Source organism: Dyella sp. AD56, assembly GCF_002878475.1.
GTDB lineage: Bacteria > Pseudomonadota > Gammaproteobacteria > Xanthomonadales > Rhodanobacteraceae > Dyella.
In genome coordinates this window covers 1-19,666 of the sequence record NZ_NRDP01000026.1, presented here as the reverse complement: position 1 = coordinate 19,666, position 19,666 = coordinate 1, and the positions used below count along the sequence as shown (strand labels likewise).

Here is a 19,666-nt window from a genome sequence, read left to right as displayed (position 1 = left end):
TCGTTTCGCGATCGTCATGGTGTTTGCTTTCGCACTCGCCTGTGGCCTGGCTTTCAGGAGTGATGCCGAGCCAGGGACGTCATCCTTTTCGGCCCACGTGCACAGCCACACGCTCGGGCAGCACCAGGCGTCAGCCGCTCACGGCTGACGTCGCGCGGCGATGTCGGCGGCACTGAGTTGTCCCTGCTGGTCGCCAAAGTGCTGGACCACGTAGTTGGACAGCGCGGCAATCTCGGCATCCGAGTAAGCGCGACCAAACGACGGCATGAAGATCTCTTGACCGCCCACGTGCAGTACCGAGCCGCTGATGATGATTTGAGTGAGATTGGTTGCGTGTGGATCGCGCACGGAACGCAGGCCGGTCAACATGGCATAGTCGGTCTCGCGCCCCTGACCGCTTTGCGTATGGCATCCCACGCAAGCGCCCACGAATAGCTGCTCACCCAAGCTTGTAGTCGCGACGGCTGATGCCGGTACGGCAGTCGTGGGGGCCGGCATCGCTGCACCACCCTGCTGGGGTTTGACGTCACGCAGGTAAGTGACGAGTGCGGACAGATCGGATGGGGTGAGGTATTGGAGGCTGTAACCCACCACCTCGCCCATTGGCCCGGAGGCGGTGCCTCGACCTGCAGCATGGCCTTTCGAGAAGTAGTCGACCAGCTCCTGGTCGCTCCATGAGCCAATGCCATGCTCCTTGTCGGACGTGATGTTGTAAGCCTTCCAACCCTGCAACTCGGAGCCGGCCAAGGCCTTGCCGCTGTCCATCGCAAATGCAACGTTGCGAGGTGTATGGCATTCGCCGCAATGTCCCAGGGCTGTGGCGAGATACGCCCCACGATTCCATGCCTCTGATTTGCCTTGCTCCGGCTGGAACCGCTCCTTCTTGAGGAACAGCGCATTCCACACGCTCAGCGTCCAGCGTTGGTTGAAGGGGAAAGACAAATCATTGGGGCGCGCGGGTGCACGTACCGACGGCAGACTGAAGAGATAGGTCTTGATCGCCACGATGTCATCGCGGCTGAGCGCGGTGTACGAGGTATAGGGGAACGCGGGATACAGCGGGCGGCCTTCCTTGTCGACGCCGGCATGCAGCGCACGCACGAAGTCGTCGTCGCTCCAGTTACCGATGCCGGTCTCCGGGTCTGCAGTGATGTTCGATGAGTAGATCGTGCCGAATGGCAGCTTGAATGCCACGCCACCCGCAAACGGTTGTCCGCCCGGCGCCGTGTGGCAGGCCTCGCAATCAGCGGCGCGCACCAGGTACTCACCGCGCGCCATCTGCGCCGGAAGATCAGCCGGCGCCCCGGCCCCAGCAGGTTGTGCCGCTTGCTCGTTGCCGCCGTGCGTCACGGAAACCAGTGCGTAGACGGTGAATCCGGCCGCAACCAGGACGATCGCGCCGACGAGTCTCCCGATCACTCGTCCGATCTTCATGCGAGCCTCCCCGTCGGCGAGGCCGACGATGTTTCCGACAGCACGGACTTCAGTGCGTCCTTGTCTTGCACGAGCGCCGAACGATCGATAGGCAAGGTGCGTAAGCGCACGCCTGTTGCTGCGAATATCGCATTCGTCAGGCTAGGCATGGCCATCACCGTACCGGTTTCACCGATACCACCTGGTGACTCCTTGCTCGGCACCAGATGAACCTCGATGGGCGGCGTCTGGTTGAGTCGAAGCACCCGGTAGTCGTTGAAGTTCCGCTGCTCTACGGCGCCGTTCTTCAAGGTGATACCGCTGTACATGGCCGCACTCCAGCCGAACACCAGCCCGCCCTGGATCTGTGCCTCGACCGTGTTGGGGTTTACCACCGTACCGCAATCGACTACTGCCACGGCCCGGCGCAGCATGACTTCACCCTGCGGTGATACCTCGACATCCGTCACTACACAGAGGTAACTGCCAAAGGGCGCAGCGAGTGCAATGCCACGGCCGTGACGCGCAGGTACGTCGCCCTTGCCCCAGCCGGACTTCTCTACGGCCAACTCAAGCACCGCCTTGGCGCGGGGATTGTCGCCCAGGATCGCGCGCCGATAGTCCACCGGATCTTTGCCGACGGTGTGCGCCAGTTCGTCAACGAAGCTTTCGACGACGAACACGTTATGCGTTGGCCCTACACCACGCCACCAGCCGATCGGCACACCGTTGGGCATATCGTGCCGCACCCAGTCGACACGGAGGTTGGGCACCTCGTAGGGCAGTTCGGCGGCGCACTCCACCAAATCGGAATCCAGGCCGTTCTTGCCCATGGCCGGTGGCGCGAACGTCGCCAGAACCGATGCACCGGTGGTGCGATCCTTCCATGCCAAGGGTCGCCCTTGGTCGTCGAGCGTGGCGGAGATACGGTCGTAGTAGGCGGGACGATAGCGATCCTGCGCGATGTCTTCCTCGCGCGTCCAGATCACCTTGACTGGATAATCCACTTGTCGGGCGATGCCGACCGCCTGCCCAACGGAATCCTCAAACAATCGCCTGCCGAAGCCACCGCCCATGTACTGGTTGTGCACCTGAATGCGCTCGGCCGGCAGGCCGGTCACCCGCATGGCAACATCGACGCAGCGCGCCGGCACCTGCGTACCGACCCAAATGTCGCAACCGTCCGGACGCACGTGCACCGTGGCGTTGATCGGCTCCATGGTCGCGTGCGCCAACAAGGGCATTTGGTAGGTGGCGGAAACGACCTTGCCCGTGACCTTGTCGACATTACCGACCTCGCGCCCCAGGATGGGTGTGCCGTGTTCGGACGTATCGGCCAGGTCCTTGAATAACTGCTCGGTCGTGAATTGGTGATTGGCACCCGCATTCCATTGGATAGTCAGCGCATCCAATCCTTTCTTCGCCGCCCAGAAATGTTCGCCGATGACGGCGACAGCGTTATCCAGCTTCACTACCTTGAGTACACCGGGAATCGCCCGAGCGCGCGTGTCGTCCACCGATGCCAGCGTGCCGCCGAACGTCGGGCAGGCCTGCACCGTCGCCACCTTCATGCCGGGAACGCGGATGTCGATGCCGAACGGCAAGGTGCCATCGACCTTCCCCGGTGTGTCTACACGACGCATCGGTTTGCCGATCAGCTGGAAATCCTTGGGGTCTTTCAACACGGGCTTGGTGGGCGGCGCGATGCTGGCTGCAGCGTCCGCGAGTTCGCCGTAACGCAGCGTGCGTCCACTGGCTGAGTGCGTGACCACGCCGCGCGCCACGGTGCATTGCGATGCGTCTACCTTCCAGCGCTGAGCGGCAGCGGCCACAAGCATGGTGCGCGCGGCGGCGCCGGCATCGCGCAGGCTGGTCCAGCAAAAGCGGATGGTGGTCGACCCACCGGTGGCCTGATCACCCAGCAACGGGTTGGCGTACAGCTTGCGATTCGCCGGTGCGTGCTCGACGGTGATCTGATCCAGCCCAACGTCCAGCTCCTCGGCAAGCAAGGTGGCCTGCCCGGTATAGGCGCCCTGCCCCATCTCGATGCACGGCATCACCAACTGGATGCTGCCGTCGCTCCCCACGCGCACGAACGCGTTGGGTGCGAAGCGCGGATCATCCGCGTTCAGTCGCGTGCCTTCCGCGAAACCCCACACCCGGCTCGCACCACCCAGCCATATGAAGGCCACCACCAACCCGCCGCGCTTGAGTAATTCGCGACGCGCGGGGTTCTGTAGTTCGATCTCTTCCTGGGCGGGATCCACGCGAAGCATCATGGCGAAGTCTCGACAGTCGGCAGTGAATGGGATGCCAGAGGTTCAGGCGATGGTCTGCGGCAGCGTGATCTGACCGGTAGCGGCTTGCTTGATCGCCGCACGGATACGCACGTAGGTCCCGCATCGGCAGAGGTTGCCCGACATGGCCGCATCGATGTCTTCGTCGGTTGGCGTCGGCTTCTGCGTCAGCAGCGCTGCGGCGGACATGATCTGGCCGGTCTGGCAGTAACCGCACTGCGCCACTTCGATACCCAGCCATGCCTGCTGCACGCGCTTGCCGAGGTCGGTGGCGTTCAGGCCTTCGATGGTGGTGATCTTCTTGCCTACGGCGCCTGTCACGGGTAATACGCACGACCGCACGGCCTCACCATCCAGATGCACGGTGCACGCGCCGCACTGGGCCATGCCACATCCAAACTTGGTGCCATTGAGGCCGAGCACGTCGCGCAATACCCATAGCAACGGCATATCGTCGGGCACGTCGACCTGGGTGTCCTGGCCGTTGATGGAAAGAACGATCATCAGGGTCTCCCGGGCAAGGCAAGCAGGTAGTGGCAACGGGCTACCGGAAGCGCCATGGATCCAGGCCGCGTCGCAGCACCGTCATGAACGCGCATGATCTTCCTCTCCGCCGACGAAAAGACAAGTGAAGACGCTTTCATCTGGCAAGCCACCGGTTGCGCTGGCGTCCCTGCCCGGCTTGATGGAACATCGACGCGTCCCGTTACTGACTGCGTTCATGAACGTCGCCCAGGAATTCGAGCCGCTCTACCGTGCCGCCCAGGCGCTGGATCTGCGTGGTGATAGCGGCGAGGCCGCGCTCGTCACTATCACGCGTACTCGCGGCTCCACCTTTCGTCGGGCTGGCGCCAGCATGTTGGTGCATCGCGACGGCCGCATGGTCTGCGAGCTGTCGGGTGGGTGCCCGCAGCGGGATATTGTGTTGCGCGCGCAACGGGCGATGGAAACGGACGAGCCGGCCATCGTGGCGTACGGTCGCGAGAGCAACTACGACGTCATGATCGAAACCGGTTGTGGTGGCGAGCTGGAGGTATTGATCGAGCCGTGGCGTGAGCCTGACGACGTGCGCTTCCTCCATGCCATTGAGGCGCTGAGGACGCAGCGCACCCCCGGCATCATGGCGTCGTTGTTCGCTACGGACGGCCTCCCCGTGGCGCGGCGCCCCTGGCGCCTGGTCCAGAGTCATGGCGACCGTTGGACAAACATCACCCATTCGGCACTGGAGCAGCAAATTCTTGCGCACCTGGCGCAGACCACCACTTTGTCAGGTAACGCCACGACAACCCGCCTGCACGACGCGGGCCAGCATCACGATGTGCTGCTCGAATGCCTGCAGCCCCCGCATGCTCTGGTCGTGGTCGGCGACGGCGTCGGTGCAGGCATGCTAGCCCGCCTATCCCATCAACTCGGCTGGCACACCACACTGGTGGGCACCAGCGAAGCAGCGAAGCCGACAGAAGACGGTGTGCACCGTGTGTTCGCTACGCCAGCCACACTGACAGCTACTGTAACGCTCGACAGCCTGACGTCCGTGGTGGTCATGACACATCGCCTGGAGCGCGACCTGGCCTATCTGGCGCCACTGATGGCAACGCCCGTGCGTTACATCGGCGTCATTGGCTCCCGGCAGCGCGCCGAACAGATACGCGCCGCCTTTCCGGATGACGATCGTCTGCACGCGCCCGCCGGTCTCGATGTCGGCTCTGAAACACCGCAGGAGATCGCCCTAGCCATCGCCGCGGAAATACTCGCCACGCGCAATGGCCGTAGCGGCGGCTCCCTGATCCGTTCGCAGGCGCCCATACATCCATGACTTCATCGCATGCCCATACTGGCGCCGTCATCCTCGCTGCCGGAAGTTCCAGCCGCTACGGCGCGCTCAAGCAACTGATCGCCATTGATGGCGAACCCATGGTTCGACGCATCACGAGGTACGTATTGGCGGCCGGCCTGCATCCGGTCGTTGTGGTGGTGGGCGCGCAAAGCGACCGCGTCACCGACTGTCTCAGCAATCTGGATGTGTGTGCCGTGAGCAATCCGGATTGGGCTACGGGCATGGGCAGCTCACTGGCTACGGGCGTCACGACATTGATGTCGCAGGCGGCGCCGTTGCAGTCACTGATGGTGATGCTGGCCGACCAGCCGGCGATCAAGGTGGGCGACCTGGAGCGCATGCTGGCGACCCATGTTGCCCGGCCCGACCGCATCCTTGCGTGTCACAACAAAGGCGACTTCGCGCCGCCATGCATCTTCCCTCTGACTTACGTCGACGAGCTCATGGCCTTGAGCGGATCAGAGGGCGCGCGTGTCTTGCTCGACGGGCATGCTTCGGATGTCCAAAGCTTCGACCTGCCTGCGGCGTTTCAGGACATCGATACACCGGACGACTACAACGCCTGGCAGACCGAGCGCGGCGACCCGTCAACGGGCTAAGCTCGAGTAGACCCAGCCGTCTCGCCTGAGGCCGCGCACGGATACCTGCGAGGCATTACTTCGCGTTGAGTTCCTTCCAGCGCTGATAGACCTTGATCGCCTCCGTACTCTTCTGCTGGATCATCGGCATGCGGCGCTCACCAACAGGCTTGCTGAACTCGGCATAGAACGTATCCAGCTCGAAGTACTTGCGGTCGTCACGATAGAACGGCGCGTAGTCCTCGCGCGTGGTGATGTAGGTCACCTGTCGCGGACTGCAGTAATACATCGCACCCAGGCACATCGGGCACGGACTGGCCAGGATGTAGAAGTCGCAATCGGTCAGGTGCTCGGTCCCCAGCTTTTTGCAGGCTTCGCGAACGGCGAGGATCTCCGCATGTGCGGTCGGGTCGCCGGTCTGGGCTACCCGATTCGGGCTTTCGGCGATGACTTCGCCATCGCGAACGATCACGGTGGCAAAGGGACGTCCACCCTCCTCCACGTTCTTCATGGCGAGGTCGATGGTGCGCTTTACAAAATCCATGGAATACCTCAATTCGGTGGTGAATCAGAATGGCTTGGTCGGCAGGTACTTGCCGTCGAGCGTGATCACGGCGCGGGAGCCTCCTTCCGGATCGTCAATCTTCTGGACGTCCAGTTTGAAGTTGATCGCACTGATGATGCCGTCGCCGAACTTCTCGTGAACGAGTGCCTTCAACGTGGTGCCGTAGACCTGCAGCATCTCGTAGAAGCGGTAGATGGTGGGATCGGTCGGCACGCGATCGGGAATGCTGCCGCGCAGCGGGATGGTCTGAAGTAGCGCGACAGCATCGCCGTCGAGACCCAACTTGGCGGCGACGACCTGTGCGGCTTCCGCCGGCAAGGCATGCTGTCCGAGCAGTGCCGCCGTGACAAAAGCGAGGCTTAGGCCTGTGCCTTCGGTGAGTTGCTCGAAGGACAAATCCTTCTTGAGTTTGGCGGCGACGATGGTTTCCGCCAGCGTCTGGCGGGCGAATGGGTGATGTTGCGACTGAATCATGGGGTTTTGCTCTCTGTGGATGGCAAGGGAATCAGGCGGCGCTGGCGTGCGCAGCGGGCTTAGCGGAGGTGTATGGATGCGTCGCAAGCGAAACGAAGCGACCCGTCATGCCGTCGAGCGCATCGATGGCGCCCGACTCGATGTCGTACACCCAGCCATGCAGGGTCAGGCGACCCTCTTCAAGCGCCAGTCGCACGGAGGGGTGCGTCTTGAGATTGGCCAATTGAGCGATCACGTTCTCGCGCACCATGGTCTGCACACGCTCGGCTGCGCTGGGGTGATGTCGCGCTTCGTTGACCACGCGCGCCGAGTCCGCGTATCGCAGCCAGTGGCGCACGGCTGGCATGTGATCGAGGCAGGCACAGGATGCGATGGCCGTCATCGCGCCGCAGTCGGAGTGGCCGCAGATCACAATGTCCGACACCTTCAGTGCGGCAACCGCGTACTCCACCGAGGCCGATACACCGCCTGGCTCTGGTCCGTAGCACGGGACGATATTGCCCGCATTGCGAATCACGAACAGGTCGCCGGGCTCGCGCTGAGTTACCAGCTCAGGCACCAACCGGCTGTCGGAGCACGATATGAACAAGGCACGCGGTGCCTGATGATTCGCCAGCTCCCGAAAGAGCCCGGCGCGCGCGGGAAACGCTTCGCGCTGAAACCTCAGGAAACCGTCGATGATGTCTTTCATGGCAGTCACTCCAGGACCCTGCGGGTCGACGGAGCACACGGTACGCCTCGCCATTCATAAGGTAAAAGATCCATTTCCTATAGAATGCATAGGCACACCTTATGGGTAAGGCATCATGCTTCTGCGCCACATTCACTACTTCCTGGCAGTTGCCGACCATGGTGGCTTCACCCGTGCAGCTGCAGCGCTCCATGTCTCGCAGCCTGCGCTGTCGCAGCAGATCCGACAGCTGGAGGAAACCCTCGGCACGCCCCTGTTTGATCGCAGCGGGCGAACGACGCGATTGACGGACGCGGGCGAGGTCTATCAGCGTTACGCGCGACGGGCACTACTGGATCTCGATGCGGGCAAACGCGCATTGCACGATGTGCAAGACCTGAGCCGCGGCACGCTGCGACTCGGCGTAACCCCCACTTTCACCGCCTATCTGGTCGGCCCGCTGATGGAGGCGTTCCACGGACGCTATCCGGGCATTGCCCTGACTGTGCGCGAAATGCCCCAGGAGCAGATGGAGGAGCTTCTGAATGACGACCAGCTCGATGCGGGCATCGCGTTCGATCCGGTGCGCTCCTCCGACATCGCCACCCAGCCGCTGCTCACGGAAACGTTGGCGCTCGTCGTGGGTAAAAACCATCCATGCGCGGGTAAACGCACCATGGGACTGCACGCCCTGAACGATGAATCGCTGGTGCTGCTTTCGAGCGAGTTCGCCACGCGCGAACAAATTGATCGCTATTGCAGGCAACATGGCGTTAGGCCCCATGTCGCCATCGAGGCCAACTCGATCAGCGCCGTGGTGGAGATTGTGCGACGTACCGCCCTCTCCACCCTGCTGCCGGCGGCCATTGCCGAACAGAATGCGGAGCTCTCTGCGATTTCGCTCTCACCTAGCCTGCTCGAGCGCACGGCTGCGCTATTGCATCGCAAGGATGCCTATCAAAGCGCGGCGCTCCGCGCATTTATCGAACTGGCGCTTGAAGATCGCCATCGCGGCAAGCGGCGACGCAAGTAGTGCCTTTCGCCATGGTGATGTGTCTTTCGTGACCGTCCTCTCAGTGATGGAGTGCTCGCCGGTGCATGGCCGGCATCGCTTGATCCCCCGAGGCGAAACCTCTCACTGGTATCGAGGGCCTCACGCAGGCCAGCTCGATCCCCGGATAACGCTGCAGAAGTTGCCCGCATGGAAGTGCGGATCCTTATCGGCAAGCACGTCGGCTTTGACGTTGCCAAATGTCGTATCAGGCTTATGTTTGATTCCGTCGTAGAAGGCCTGAATGATGTCTTCCTTGAACTGATGTCCGCGCGGATGCGCCCTCACCACAGCATCGCGCTCGGCATCGCTGTACTGGGCGTAGGTCAGGCCAAGCACATCCATTTCCACGCCGGTGGTCACCAGTGCGATCAAGGGATGCATATGCTGTGGAATCCCCGGTGTGGTGTGTAGCGCAATGGCCGCCCATACCGTGTCGATGTCGTGTTGGTGTATGCCGTGCCGCCTCAGGAAGTCGCGAGCGGCGTTGGCGCCGTCCACTTCGAAACGCTCATTGGAGCTGCTATGACGCGGCGTCAATCCCATGTCATGGAACATGCAGCCGCAGTAAAGAAGTTCCGGGTCGAACCTGAGTCCCCGCTGCTTGCCGGCCAGCGCAGCGAAGTAATAGACGCGACTGGAATGGTGAAAAAGCAGCGGTGATTCTGTATCCCGCACCACATCCGTGATTTCACCGGCGAACTGGCTGTCGGGAATGGCAACGCCGTTGATGCTGAGGGACATGCTGGATCTCCACAGGCTAGGGAGACCCATTTTCAGCAACCCCATTAATGTCATCAATCGATGCGATACGTCATATACTGCCATTTCGCGCGTCATGCGGACACCTGGGAATTTCACTGTCGTGGCCAGAACCATTGCCGTCGTCGCCCTGCCGGGCGTGCAGTTGCTGGACGTTTCCGGACCCCTGGACGTCTTTGCGCAGGCGAACATTGAGGCCGGCAAGCAGTTCTATGCACTGAAGGTCATTGCCTGCCAACGCGGCCCCATCCATAGCTCGTCTGGCGTGCGCCTGCTAGCCGATGGCATGGCGGGCGAATGGAGCGAGCGCGTGGACACCCTGTTGGTCGCCGGCGCCCCGCATGCTGCTCGGAGCACTCTCCCGCAACACATTCTGCAATGGCTCCGTACGACCGCCGTGCGTAGCCGGCGCTATGGGTCGATCTGCACGGGTGCGTTCGCGCTCGCCGCTACGGGCCTGCTGGACGGGCGCCATATCACCACCCATTGGTCTGCAGTGGATGATCTGAGCAGCGCCCACCCTTCGCTCCAGATTGACGAAGACGCACTCTATGTGCGCGACGGAAAGCTGCGTACGGCGGCCGGCGTCACCGCCGGGCTAGACCTGGCGCTGGTCCTGGTCGAAGAAGACCTGGGTCGCGATATCGCCAAGCGGGTCGCCGGGCAGTTGGTGATGTACTTCAAGCGCCCGGGAGGGCAACTGCAGTTCAGCCGAAAGGGCGAAACGCACCCTATTGGGCGCTCTGTGTTACAGGAGGTGCAACGCTGGGTCGCGGCAACGCCTGACCTGGACCACAGCATTGCTAGCATGGCCAAACGCGCTGGACTGAGCCCTCGACACTTTGCACGCCTGTTTCATACCGAAGTAGGCATTACACCGGCCGCCTGGGTGGAAACCACACGCATTGCTGCCGCCCGAATGCTGCTGGAAAACGGGCACGACACGCCGAAGCTCGTCGCCTCCAAATGCGGTTTTGCCAACGCTGACACACTGCGTCGAGCCTTCCATAAGCACGTAGGCGTCACGCCCGCCGAGTACCGAAAGCAACACGCATCGCAACACCATTAGGCGGCTTTCGGTCGCCATAGCCATCATCGATAGCGGCGATACGAAGAATCAAATTCACTTCACGTGCTGGGTCAGGGAGACTGCATGGCAGCCCACCGTTGACCGGAGACCCAGCCATGTCCGCCACGGGATACGCAACGCGACCAAGCCCGACCTTGCCGCGTGCCACTACCAAACAAACATGCATTCATGCACGGTGGTTTTGGCTATTGCTGTGGCTTGCCTACCCGTCAGTGCACGCAGCCTCGTCGACGGCTCCACCAGCGCCACCGTCGAGACCAGTCATCGCGGGCGTTTGCGCCGGTTGCCATGCCGCCGAAGGAGCCGGCGACGCTTCAGGCATCCCACGCCTAGCAGGCATGGATGCCGATTACCTGGCGCATACTCTGACTGCCTTCAAGATAGGAACGCGCTCTAGCGACACTATGCAGCCGATAGCCAGCGCACTCTCCGATACCGACATCTCGGCACTCGCAAACTACTTCGCTGCACAGCGCCCTCCTCCCGCCCATTCGCAGCAATTGCCTGCCGCGACTAGCGTCGCTGGCGGCAATTTGATCGCACTTCAAGGAGGCAGCAAGGGCGCGCCCGCCTGTTTCAGTTGCCATGGCACCGGCGGACACGGCCAGGGAGAACGCTATCCGCGCATTGCCAGTGAGCCCGCCACCTATATCGTTAACCGGCTGCACGAATTTCAGGAGCGCGCCCGGCACGGTACGCCCAAGTCGGGCTCGATGACCGAGGTGGCCTCCAGGCTCACCGACTCGGAAGTCCGTGATGTGGCCGCCTATCTGTCGATGCTTCCGCCTGAGTAAACGACGTTCGCGAACGACATGCCTGCGGATGGAGAGGGTCCCATATCGGACCCTCTCCTCACCGCCCGAGTTACTTCAATGCTCTCTGCCGCCTGCTCAATCAACGACACAACGACCTTGGGATCAGAGCTTGGCGTCCAGTTTGACCCACAACGTACGACCCGGCTCGTTCACGCGCGTTGTGTTGACGTAACCGGCTAGCCCCGCGGTTGCCGCATTGACGTGCTCGGCGTAGGTCTTGTTGAACACATTGTCGATGCCGGTGCTCAGCGTGTAACGCCGATCGATGCGATAGGCGCCGTTGAGCGAGAAGACGCCAAAGCCTGCGCTGGGCCCAAGGTCTTGGCCGACGATGTTGCCCTCGCCTTCTGCCACACGATGCTGTGCGGCAGCCAGTCGCCACAAGGCACCCACCGACCAATGCGATGCTTCGTAGCTCAAGCCTAGGCGCGCATCAAGCGGCGGCATCTGCGGCAGCGGACGGTGCTCCGTGCGATTCTCGCCCCATGTGTAGGCAAGCGTGATGTCTGTCTTCCAATGACTGTCGATGGCGTAGCTTGCACCCGCCTCACCGCCGGCAATACGTGCCTGCACGTTGCCGGCGTAACCCGCGTCCATCGCACTCACTGGGTAATGCATCAGGATGAAATCATTGACGACGCCGGCATAGGCCGAGACCCAGGCCTTCAGGCGATCGTCGCGGTACTGCATGCCAACATCCAACTGCGTGGTGCGCTCCGGCTTGAGCGAATGGAAGCTTTCCTGTGTCCCCTCCACGTGCTGGCCGAACAGCTCCCAGTAATCCGGAAACCGTTCCACGTGACCAATACCGGCATAGAACGTGGCTGATTGGCTTGCCAGATCATGTTCGTATCGCACGAACCCCGACGGCAACGTATCGCCACGACTGGCCGCAACCTGTGCAGGCATGGCGGACATATGCCCCATACCACCCATGTTGTCGTCACCTCCCAAGCCCGCATCCAACGTGTATCCGCGCGCTTGAGCCCGGTCCATGCGCACACCGGAGACAAGGCGCTGTGACGGCGCGAACGCCCAGCGCGCCTCAGCGAACGTGCCAATGTCCTGCATGCGTGCATCGAGCACGCGGGGCTTGTCCTTGTAATAGCCCATCCTGCTACCCGGCGGCCCGCCCATGCGGTTGTCGTGCACGCTGACCGAACCGTCGAAACCGCCCTGAAGTTCCAGTGCGTCGCCCCAACGCCAAGTCCCCACGGCACGGCCACCCGATGTTCTGCGATCCGCATCCGATGCCATGGCCATAGGCATCATGCTGCTGGGGTCTGGCTCACGCAGCGTGTAGTTGTCCATCACATGATCGGCGTAGTTGGTGTAGGCCTGCACTTCCAGCTTGTCCCAGTGCGTCGTCAAGTGCTCCTGCGTCCATTTGAGTGCCATGCTCTCGCGCAGGAACTGTGCGCCGTCCATGCCGCTGAATGCATAGGCCGCATCGCCGTTGCCCTTGCCCGCCGTCAGCTCTATACGGGCGTCGTCGGTGGGCGTCCAGCCGATAGTGGCATCCGCGTTCCAGCGGTCGTACTGAGAGTGGACGCGGTTTCCATCGCCGTCTTTATAATCTTGTGAATGCGTGTGGTTGGCGCTGACGCCGATGTAGCCAGCAGCGTTGCCGGCACGCAGATCCAGGTTCTGATCGTTGCGGCCTGCCGAGCCGAAAAGGATGCTTGCATCACCATCGAGCGTCGATTGGGTGTAACGCTTGAAGTCGCGATCGAACAGCACAACGCCCGCCGAATTTCCCGGCCCGTACAGCACGGTTTCCGGACCCTTGATGATCGTGACGCGATCGAAGAGTTGAGGTGCGATGTAGGCCGTTGGCGGATCCATGCGCGAGGGGCAGCCACCGGCGATCATGCCTCCATCGATCAGGATATTTAGCCGCGATCCGCTCAGGCCACGCAGTAGCGGATCGCCATTGCTCCCGCCTTTGCGAATGGTTGAGAAACCGGGGATGCTTTTGAGGAAGTCGGCGCCGTCGCTGGCTGGCACCGGCTGCCGTGGCTTCTTGGGATCCACGACGATAGTGAGCGGGCTGTCCTGCATGGTGGCCGTTACCACCACGGGTGTGAGCGTAGTCGAGGGAGTGGTCGCGAGATCTGCGTCGCCAGCGTGTGCTGCATGGCCAAGCGCGATGCCAAGAGCCACAGCCAGCGCGCAGCGCGACGCCGTGGAGTGAAGGAAGTAAATGGGCATGGTGTCGATGTCCTTGATGCGGCCGACGATCGCCTGGCGTCAGGCAGGCGCGCGCCATCCGACGCTTGAGCGCCAGAGGTGCCGCGCGCACGAACGCGCCGGCCGCACGATGAGTCCGGGGATAAAGAGCGTTGAAATGTCGCGAGATGCGCTGACTCAGTTAGCCAGCGAAAGCGCTCAGAAACCAGGATGGAGGCCCGCGCGCGGGCTGGCGTTGCACGAGGCGCGCCGTGCCGATCGGCAATGCGAATGGCGCGGTAGCGTCCGCCGGCGGAATGGCCGGAATAGAGAGAGCCAGTTCACCCGAGGAAACGGTGCCATGCGACACGAGTGCACAGTAGGCACACGCATCAAGCACATCGGCGTGATGATGATCTCTGGCGGGGTCGGGGGCTGCGTGCTGATCCCCGCCACACATGGCCGCCATGGGAGCTGCCATCGCGACGCGGGAAATGCTGGGTGCGACCACCAGCAGGCATGTCGCCAACAAGGCGAGCCAAGCGACAAACTTTCGCCGAGCGCGTCTGCGATCCATGCCAAGCCCCACAAAAACTTGCGACATGATGGCATGACTGAATCGTCAACGCCGCCGATCTGCGCTGTGACAAATCGACACGCGGATTAAAGCGCGGCAGCAGGCTGCCTGCGCCATTGCACTCTTACGGAGATTGCCGCCATCGACAGCACCCAGGTGGACCTTTGTCTGTGTGCGTGATGCTTAATTCAAGGGAGAAGCGACCACCTTCACGCGCCGCCACGGAGGCGCTGTTCGGCGGAGATGAACTACTTCGCGACGACCACGTACTGCCCGTTGAATGTTGCTGAGGGATAGCTCGAATATGTACTGAGGCACGCCCCTGCACTCATCGTCCCTCATGAACAGACAATGGCGCCTATTGCTTCACGTCTAGCTCGTCGGTCACCTCCTTCACACCGCTTACGCTCCGCACGAGCATATCGATCCTGGATTTCTCTGCATCATCCTGGACTCGGCCACGTAGCACCACAGCGCTGTCCGAGACAATGACAACGACGCGATGTCCGGCATCCGAGAGCGACGCATCATTCGCGATAGCGCGCCGAACGGATGCCTGTAGCTGTGCGTCTGCCGAACTGTGTATCTGCGACGCTGCCTGATGCGTAGGCGCTGGCGCCGCCTGAAATGCCAAGGCTTGCCCTGCCACCCATATCGCTAGCCCAGCCATCATTCGAAGCCTCATGCCTGCTCCTTATGCCGTAGATGCCGACGCCGCTATACGTATTTGTCGCAATGGACCGTGAATCAAGCGTGCACTCGATGTTGCCGGCAGCCAGCTTTCATCGATGCGCGAAGGGGGCTTGCGGAATAGCCGCAAGTCCCGAACGACTACTCAGGTACCCATGTGCAACTGTTCAACCAACGCATGAATCTCGGCGAGCTGCCGAACAATGGCGTCACGGCGTTGTGATGATGTTTCCTGGTCGTTGGACTCAAGGGTCCCGGGATCGATCAATCGCAGGGAGCCGACCAGACGATGAATAAGAGCCTGTTGCTGTTCGGTATCGCCGTTGACGATAGCTGAATCCAGTTTGATGACATCGGCCTGCCCTGCGGCCAGCAATCCTTCGAGCAGCTTCTTCACCTGGGCTTCCGAGCCGAATATCCCTGCCAGATACGACAGCTTGTCTTGTCCCGGTGAGGTCCGGACGACCGTCGCGACGCCCGAGATGCCCTCAATCTTTGCCCGCAGAGCATCCAGCTGTACGGGCTTAGCCAGGAAATCATCCATGCCGGCGCTTCGGCACTTCTCCACCTGCTCCGGCAAGGCACTGGCCGATAGCGCAATGATGGGCAGGTGTCGCTGAGTGCCGACTTCTGACTCGCGGATGCGATAAGTCAAGGCATAACCGTCCAGCACAGGCATGTGGCAATCGCTAATAAGCACATCGAAATGATCAGCCATCAGTGCGTTCCATGCACCCAGGCCATCCTCAACGACGACATGCTCATACCCAAGAAGATCGAGCTGCCGGTCGATCACTGCGCGATTGATCGGGTGATCCTCCGCTACAAGCACGCGCACTGCATACGCCCCCGTAGCCTTCGCAACCAACGCCGGCCTCCGCTCATCGAGAAGACCCAGCGCCATGCGGCAAGCATCCGTCACTGATCGCCACAGCAACGGGCTTCCACACAGCATGATTCTGTCGTCATCCACGTAGAACCCACGGGGATCGGTATCCGGAAACACGTGAATAGTCGGCACGCCAATGACGCTTACACCCTGCCGGATGAGTGACGTATCCGCGATAAAGAGATCCACGTCCTCCAGCGTGAACTCCGGAATATCCACAGCGTCGACTTCCATGACGGCCAGCCCCATGGACGAAAGCGCATTGGCCAGCTCCCTCTCGATGAAGTTATCCCGCGTGCAGACAAGCGCTCGCTTTCCATCCAAATCGGGAAGGGTTGACGCGCCACGCAGAACGGGAAGCACCACCTCGAATATCGCGCGCGTACCACCACCCGCCTCACTTTTCAGCTGAACGGAGCCGCCCATCATGTGAGCCAAGCGGCGACAGATGCTAAGACCGAGCCCCGTGCCGCCAAAGCGGCGTGTCGTAGAGGCCTCAGCCTGCGTGAATGGCTGGAACAACCGAGCCAGTTGATCGGGCGAAATGCCAACCCCGGTATCGGTGACGATGAATCGCAGCCGTTGCCCACCCGCGACCTCGCCCGCCATGTCGACGCGAAGCTTTACATGGCCCGAAAGAGTGAATTTCAAGGCATTGCTCAAGAGATTGTTGATGATCTGCCGTATGCGATTGGCATCACCCCGATACTCGGAAGCAAGGCGCCAGTCCAACACCAGATACAGCTGAAGCGCCTTCTGTTGAGCTCGCGCGGCAAAAGTGCCCACGGCACTATCCGCCAACAAGCGAAGATCGAAAGGCTCCGGCTCAAGTTCCAGCTTCTCCGCCTCGATCCGCGAGAAATCCAGAATGTCGTCCAGGATCTGCAACAGAGCCACTCCGGAGTCTTCCACCATGCCAACCATATGCGCCTGCTCGGTACACAATGGTGTTTTCGAGAGCAACTCCACCAACCCGAGCACGCCGGCCATGGGCGTACGGATTTCGTGACTCATCATGGCGAGGAAGGCACTTTTGGCAGCTACGGCGGCCTCGGCGGTTGCCTTGGCCTCCAGCAGTGCCTGCTCTTGCTCCTTCAGCGTGGTTACGTCGGCGCAATAAACGCTCCAGAAATAGCCGCCCCGCCCCGCCGGCTTCAGTTCGCCACCGAGCGCACGTATCCAACGGGTTCGCCCATTAACGTGAACGGAGAACTCGATAGTCTCTGAGTGTTGTGATTGATAGAACTGATCGATCAGCGAGCGAACTGCGTCACGATCCTCCTTGCGCATGGCATCCAGCGAATTGGCGCGGCCGGAAAGTATGTCTTCGCGAGACATGCCAAACAGGGTCTGCGTGGGTCCGCTGACGTACTCGTAAGTGCGCAAGCCATGCGCATCGATATATAGCCTCATCACGACACCAGGTAGATTTTCGTTGGTGTCGATAAGCCTTTGCTCCGAGGCACGGGCTCGCGCCTCAGCGTCACGCATCCGTTTGTAAGCGAACCCTATGATCGTTACCACAGAGGCACTGATAACGAGACCTAGAAGAACCCAGCCCCACGGCACGCCATAGTTATAGTTTGCGCGCAACCACCGACTGCGCATGGCCTGTCGCTGGTTGTCCTTCACTCCTCCGATTACCCCATCGATCAGCGGCGCAAGACGGGCTTTATCCCGACTGACGCCAAAGGAGAAGTCCTGATCCAGGCCCGCAGGTGCCACTACGCGCAACGTCGCGGCGTAACGGTCACGAATCAGTGCGTCGATGGCGGGCAAGGTTCCGATGTACGCCGATACCTCGCCGCGCTCCAGTAGCAAGAGCCCCGCCTCGTTGCTCGCCACCGGCACCAGCTGGGTCTTCGGCATGAGCATCTTGAGGCTCTCGATCAACCCTGCCTCTTCGCGCACCGCTGCTTTTCTTCCGCGAAGATCTTCCGGTCCGGCAATGGCAGGGCCATTGATGCGCGCCACGATCACCACCGGAAAATGCTCGTAAGGACGGGTGAATGTCATGCTTGATGGGTCGTAGTCGGCCGGCATGGCCGCTGCCACCATGTCGATCTCTTTGGCGGCAACGCGACGTTGCAGTTCGTTTAAGTCCCTCGCAGGCACGAACTCCAGTCGCAAGCCAAGATTGCTCTTGACTAAGGACAGATAGTCGGCGGCAAGGCCGCTCGGCGCACCGTCCTTGTTGGTGAAGCTATAAGGAAAACGATCAGCCTCGTAGCCCACCCGAATGGGCCCTAGGCCGGCAAGCCAGTGCAGGTCATCATCAGTCACGCCTTGACCGTGCGGAATCGGCGCTAACAAGTCGACATTGAGGCCCCATCGCGCCTTAAGGTTGTCCAGTTCGTCACTGCGGATGGATGCCTCTGCCTTTCGTAGGATGGAGACGAGCATCGATTGGTCACGCGGCACTGCCAGAGAGACCCGTATCAAGCCGAGGTCAGGTAATCGGGACAGAATGACCAGATCATCGCGCTCACGCTCCGCGAGTGCCCAGCGCGTGCGGCCTTGAGAGCCTACAAATGCGTCAGCCCGCCCATCAGCGACCATGTCCATGGCTTCGTGCACATCATCAGCGAACAAAAAGGTGGCGGCTGGAAACCGATCTTTGATCTGCTGCGTGTAGTACTTGCCGAGCCTCTCAACGGCAATACGCGCATTTACCAAACTATCCTCTCCAAGAATCTTCAGGTCGCCTTTTCGGGCGACCATCACAAACCCTGATTCCAAGAACGGCTTCAGGTAGTCAAGTCGGCCGCTACGGCCATACGGCTGCCCTACCAAGAGATCGAACGGAATAGGCTCGCTGGAGTCCTCGAATGTCACACCACTCCAATCGGTGAACGGACGAAACTGCAGCCGCAGACCCACGCGACTGGCCAACAGTTTCGCGTAATCGACCCCAATGCCTTCAGGTGAGCCAGCAACCCAGGCCTCAACCGGAAAGTGGTTCCCCGCAAACACACCAACCTGAATAGCAGGGTGAGCCTCGATCCATGCCGATTCTTCTGCAGTCAGTGCCACCTGCCCCTGACTGGCCGCATGGCTGGATGAGCCAGGAAGGAATGTCAGAAGAAACATGAGGAGCCCGCTGAACAGGGCGGGGAATGCGCCCCATCCACGCCTCCCCGGACACGAGGTGCTCGATTCAGTACTGCCCCTAGGACGACTGCGACTCATAGGCACTCCGGATGTCATTAACTCGCAGACTTAGGATAAGAGTCGCAAACAAGCCCCCTCCATGAGAACTATCCGAATTACTTAGTAAGAGGACGTTCCATGTAGCTTGGACGGCTATCCTTTGAGCAATCAGAAACCCTTAGCAGTGCGCCGCTTATGTCACTACGAATCTTCATCGCCGATGATCACCCTATAGTCCGCAGTAGCATCCATATGGAAGCCAGCCGCCTGGATGGAGCTAGTGTCGTTGGCGAAGCATCAACTGCCGACGAGCTCATGAACTTCGTACGAGAGGGGTCTTGCGACTTGTTGGTGACAGATTTTGAATCGCCCCGGGATTGGTGGAGGCTCCAACTCTTGAGAAGATGGAGCCATGAAGAAGTCAAACAAGTTCTCACCTGAGATCCGTGAGCGCGCTGTGCGCATGGTGCAAGAGCATCGCGGAGAGTATCCGTCGCTGTGGGCGGCGGTCGAATCGATTGCCCCGAAGATTGGCTGCGTGCCGCAGACGTTGCTGGAATGGATCAAGCGTGAAGAGGTCGATACCGGCGTACGTCCTGGCGTGACCAGCAGCGAGACGCAACGCATCAAGGATCTGGA

15 protein-coding genes and 1 pseudogene are annotated in these 19,666 nt (G+C 61.2%); 6 read left to right on the top strand and 10 right to left on the bottom strand.

Annotation, left to right across the window (positions count from 1 at the left end):
- Positions 1-138 precede the first annotated feature (138 nt).
- The 3 genes from DyAD56_RS17505 to DyAD56_RS17495 are packed head-to-tail and all read right to left on the bottom strand — an operon-like array spanning position 139 to position 4,214.
- Positions 139-1,434, bottom strand: coding sequence for a c-type cytochrome (locus DyAD56_RS17505; RefSeq protein WP_102304057.1), 1,296 nt, complete (start codon positions 1,432-1,434; stop codon positions 139-141).
- On the bottom strand, positions 1,431-3,692 hold the full coding sequence (locus tag DyAD56_RS17500) for a xanthine dehydrogenase family protein molybdopterin-binding subunit (RefSeq protein WP_102304056.1): 2,262 nt from the start codon (positions 3,690-3,692) through the stop codon (positions 1,431-1,433). Before DyAD56_RS17500 ends, DyAD56_RS17505 begins: the two co-directional genes overlap by 4 nt.
- A 42-nt stretch (positions 3,693-3,734) precedes the next feature.
- Positions 3,735-4,214, bottom strand: coding sequence for a (2Fe-2S)-binding protein (locus DyAD56_RS17495; RefSeq protein WP_102304055.1), 480 nt, complete (start codon positions 4,212-4,214; stop codon positions 3,735-3,737).
- A 124-nt stretch (positions 4,215-4,338) separates the two neighbouring features.
- On the opposite strand from DyAD56_RS17495, the gene DyAD56_RS17490 reads away from it, so the two are divergent.
- Together DyAD56_RS17490 and DyAD56_RS17485 are read left to right on the top strand one after the other, a co-directional pair.
- On the top strand, positions 4,339-5,526 hold the full coding sequence (locus DyAD56_RS17490; protein WP_102304054.1) for an XdhC family protein: 1,188 nt from the start codon (positions 4,339-4,341) through the stop codon (positions 5,524-5,526).
- Positions 5,523-6,146, top strand: coding sequence for a nucleotidyltransferase family protein (locus tag DyAD56_RS17485; RefSeq protein ID WP_102304053.1), 624 nt, complete (start codon positions 5,523-5,525; stop codon positions 6,144-6,146). Before DyAD56_RS17490 ends, DyAD56_RS17485 begins: the two co-directional genes overlap by 4 nt.
- Positions 6,147-6,201: 55 nt before the next feature.
- Here the strand turns inward: DyAD56_RS17485 and DyAD56_RS17480 are convergent, their stop codons facing one another.
- The 3 genes from DyAD56_RS17480 to DyAD56_RS17470 are packed head-to-tail and all read right to left on the bottom strand — an operon-like array spanning position 6,202 to position 7,855.
- Positions 6,202-6,669 carry a nucleoside deaminase gene (locus DyAD56_RS17480; protein ID WP_102304052.1) on the bottom strand — a complete coding sequence of 156 codons (468 nt, stop codon included), beginning with the start codon at positions 6,667-6,669 and terminating at the stop codon, positions 6,202-6,204.
- A 24-nt stretch (positions 6,670-6,693) separates the two neighbouring features.
- Entirely contained in the window at positions 6,694-7,164 is a 471-nt protein-coding gene (cynS, locus tag DyAD56_RS17475; protein WP_102304051.1) for a cyanase, read from the bottom strand.
- 31 nt (positions 7,165-7,195) lie between these two features.
- Positions 7,196-7,855: a carbonic anhydrase gene (locus DyAD56_RS17470; RefSeq protein WP_102304049.1), complete on the bottom strand. Its 660-nt coding sequence runs from the start codon at positions 7,853-7,855 to the stop codon at positions 7,196-7,198.
- Positions 7,856-7,970: 115 nt separating this feature from the next.
- Between DyAD56_RS17470 and cynR the strand changes: the two genes are divergently transcribed.
- Complete coding sequence (gene cynR / locus DyAD56_RS17465; RefSeq protein ID WP_102304048.1) at positions 7,971-8,867, top strand: transcriptional regulator CynR; 897 nt, start codon at positions 7,971-7,973, stop codon at positions 8,865-8,867.
- Positions 8,868-8,987: 120 nt separating this feature from the next.
- On the opposite strand, the gene DyAD56_RS17460 is transcribed toward cynR, so the two are convergent.
- Positions 8,988-9,725 (bottom strand): HD domain-containing protein, encoded by a 738-nt coding sequence (locus DyAD56_RS17460; RefSeq protein WP_199179024.1) that lies wholly within the window; start codon positions 9,723-9,725, stop codon positions 8,988-8,990.
- A gap of 25 nt (positions 9,726-9,750) precedes the next feature.
- Between DyAD56_RS17460 and DyAD56_RS17455 the strand changes: the two genes are divergently transcribed.
- Both DyAD56_RS17455 and DyAD56_RS17450 read left to right on the top strand, forming a co-directional pair.
- A complete protein-coding gene (locus DyAD56_RS17455) occupies positions 9,751-10,716 on the top strand; it encodes a GlxA family transcriptional regulator (RefSeq protein WP_199179023.1) in 966 nt (321 codons plus the stop codon).
- A gap of 116 nt (positions 10,717-10,832) precedes the next feature.
- Entirely contained in the window at positions 10,833-11,531 is a 699-nt protein-coding gene (locus DyAD56_RS17450; RefSeq protein WP_102304044.1) for a c-type cytochrome, read from the top strand.
- A gap of 123 nt (positions 11,532-11,654) precedes the next feature.
- Here the strand turns inward: DyAD56_RS17450 and DyAD56_RS17445 are convergent, their stop codons facing one another.
- The 3 genes from DyAD56_RS17445 to DyAD56_RS17430 all read right to left on the bottom strand — a co-directional run bounded on the left by DyAD56_RS17445 (position 11,655) and on the right by DyAD56_RS17430 (position 18,967).
- Positions 11,655-13,763: a TonB-dependent copper receptor gene (locus DyAD56_RS17445; RefSeq protein ID WP_102304043.1), complete on the bottom strand. Its 2,109-nt coding sequence runs from the start codon at positions 13,761-13,763 to the stop codon at positions 11,655-11,657.
- Positions 13,764-13,923: 160 nt separating this feature from the next.
- Entirely contained in the window at positions 13,924-14,298 is a 375-nt protein-coding gene (locus tag DyAD56_RS17440; RefSeq protein ID WP_158241376.1) for a DUF2946 family protein, read from the bottom strand.
- A gap of 835 nt (positions 14,299-15,133) precedes the next feature.
- Entirely contained in the window at positions 15,134-18,967 is a 3,834-nt protein-coding gene (locus DyAD56_RS17430) for a transporter substrate-binding domain-containing protein (RefSeq protein WP_158241375.1), read from the bottom strand.
- A gap of 472 nt (positions 18,968-19,439) precedes the next feature.
- Between DyAD56_RS17430 and DyAD56_RS17420 the strand changes: the two are divergent.
- Positions 19,440-19,666: pseudogene (locus tag DyAD56_RS17420) on the top strand (IS3 family transposase); the annotation flags it as partial.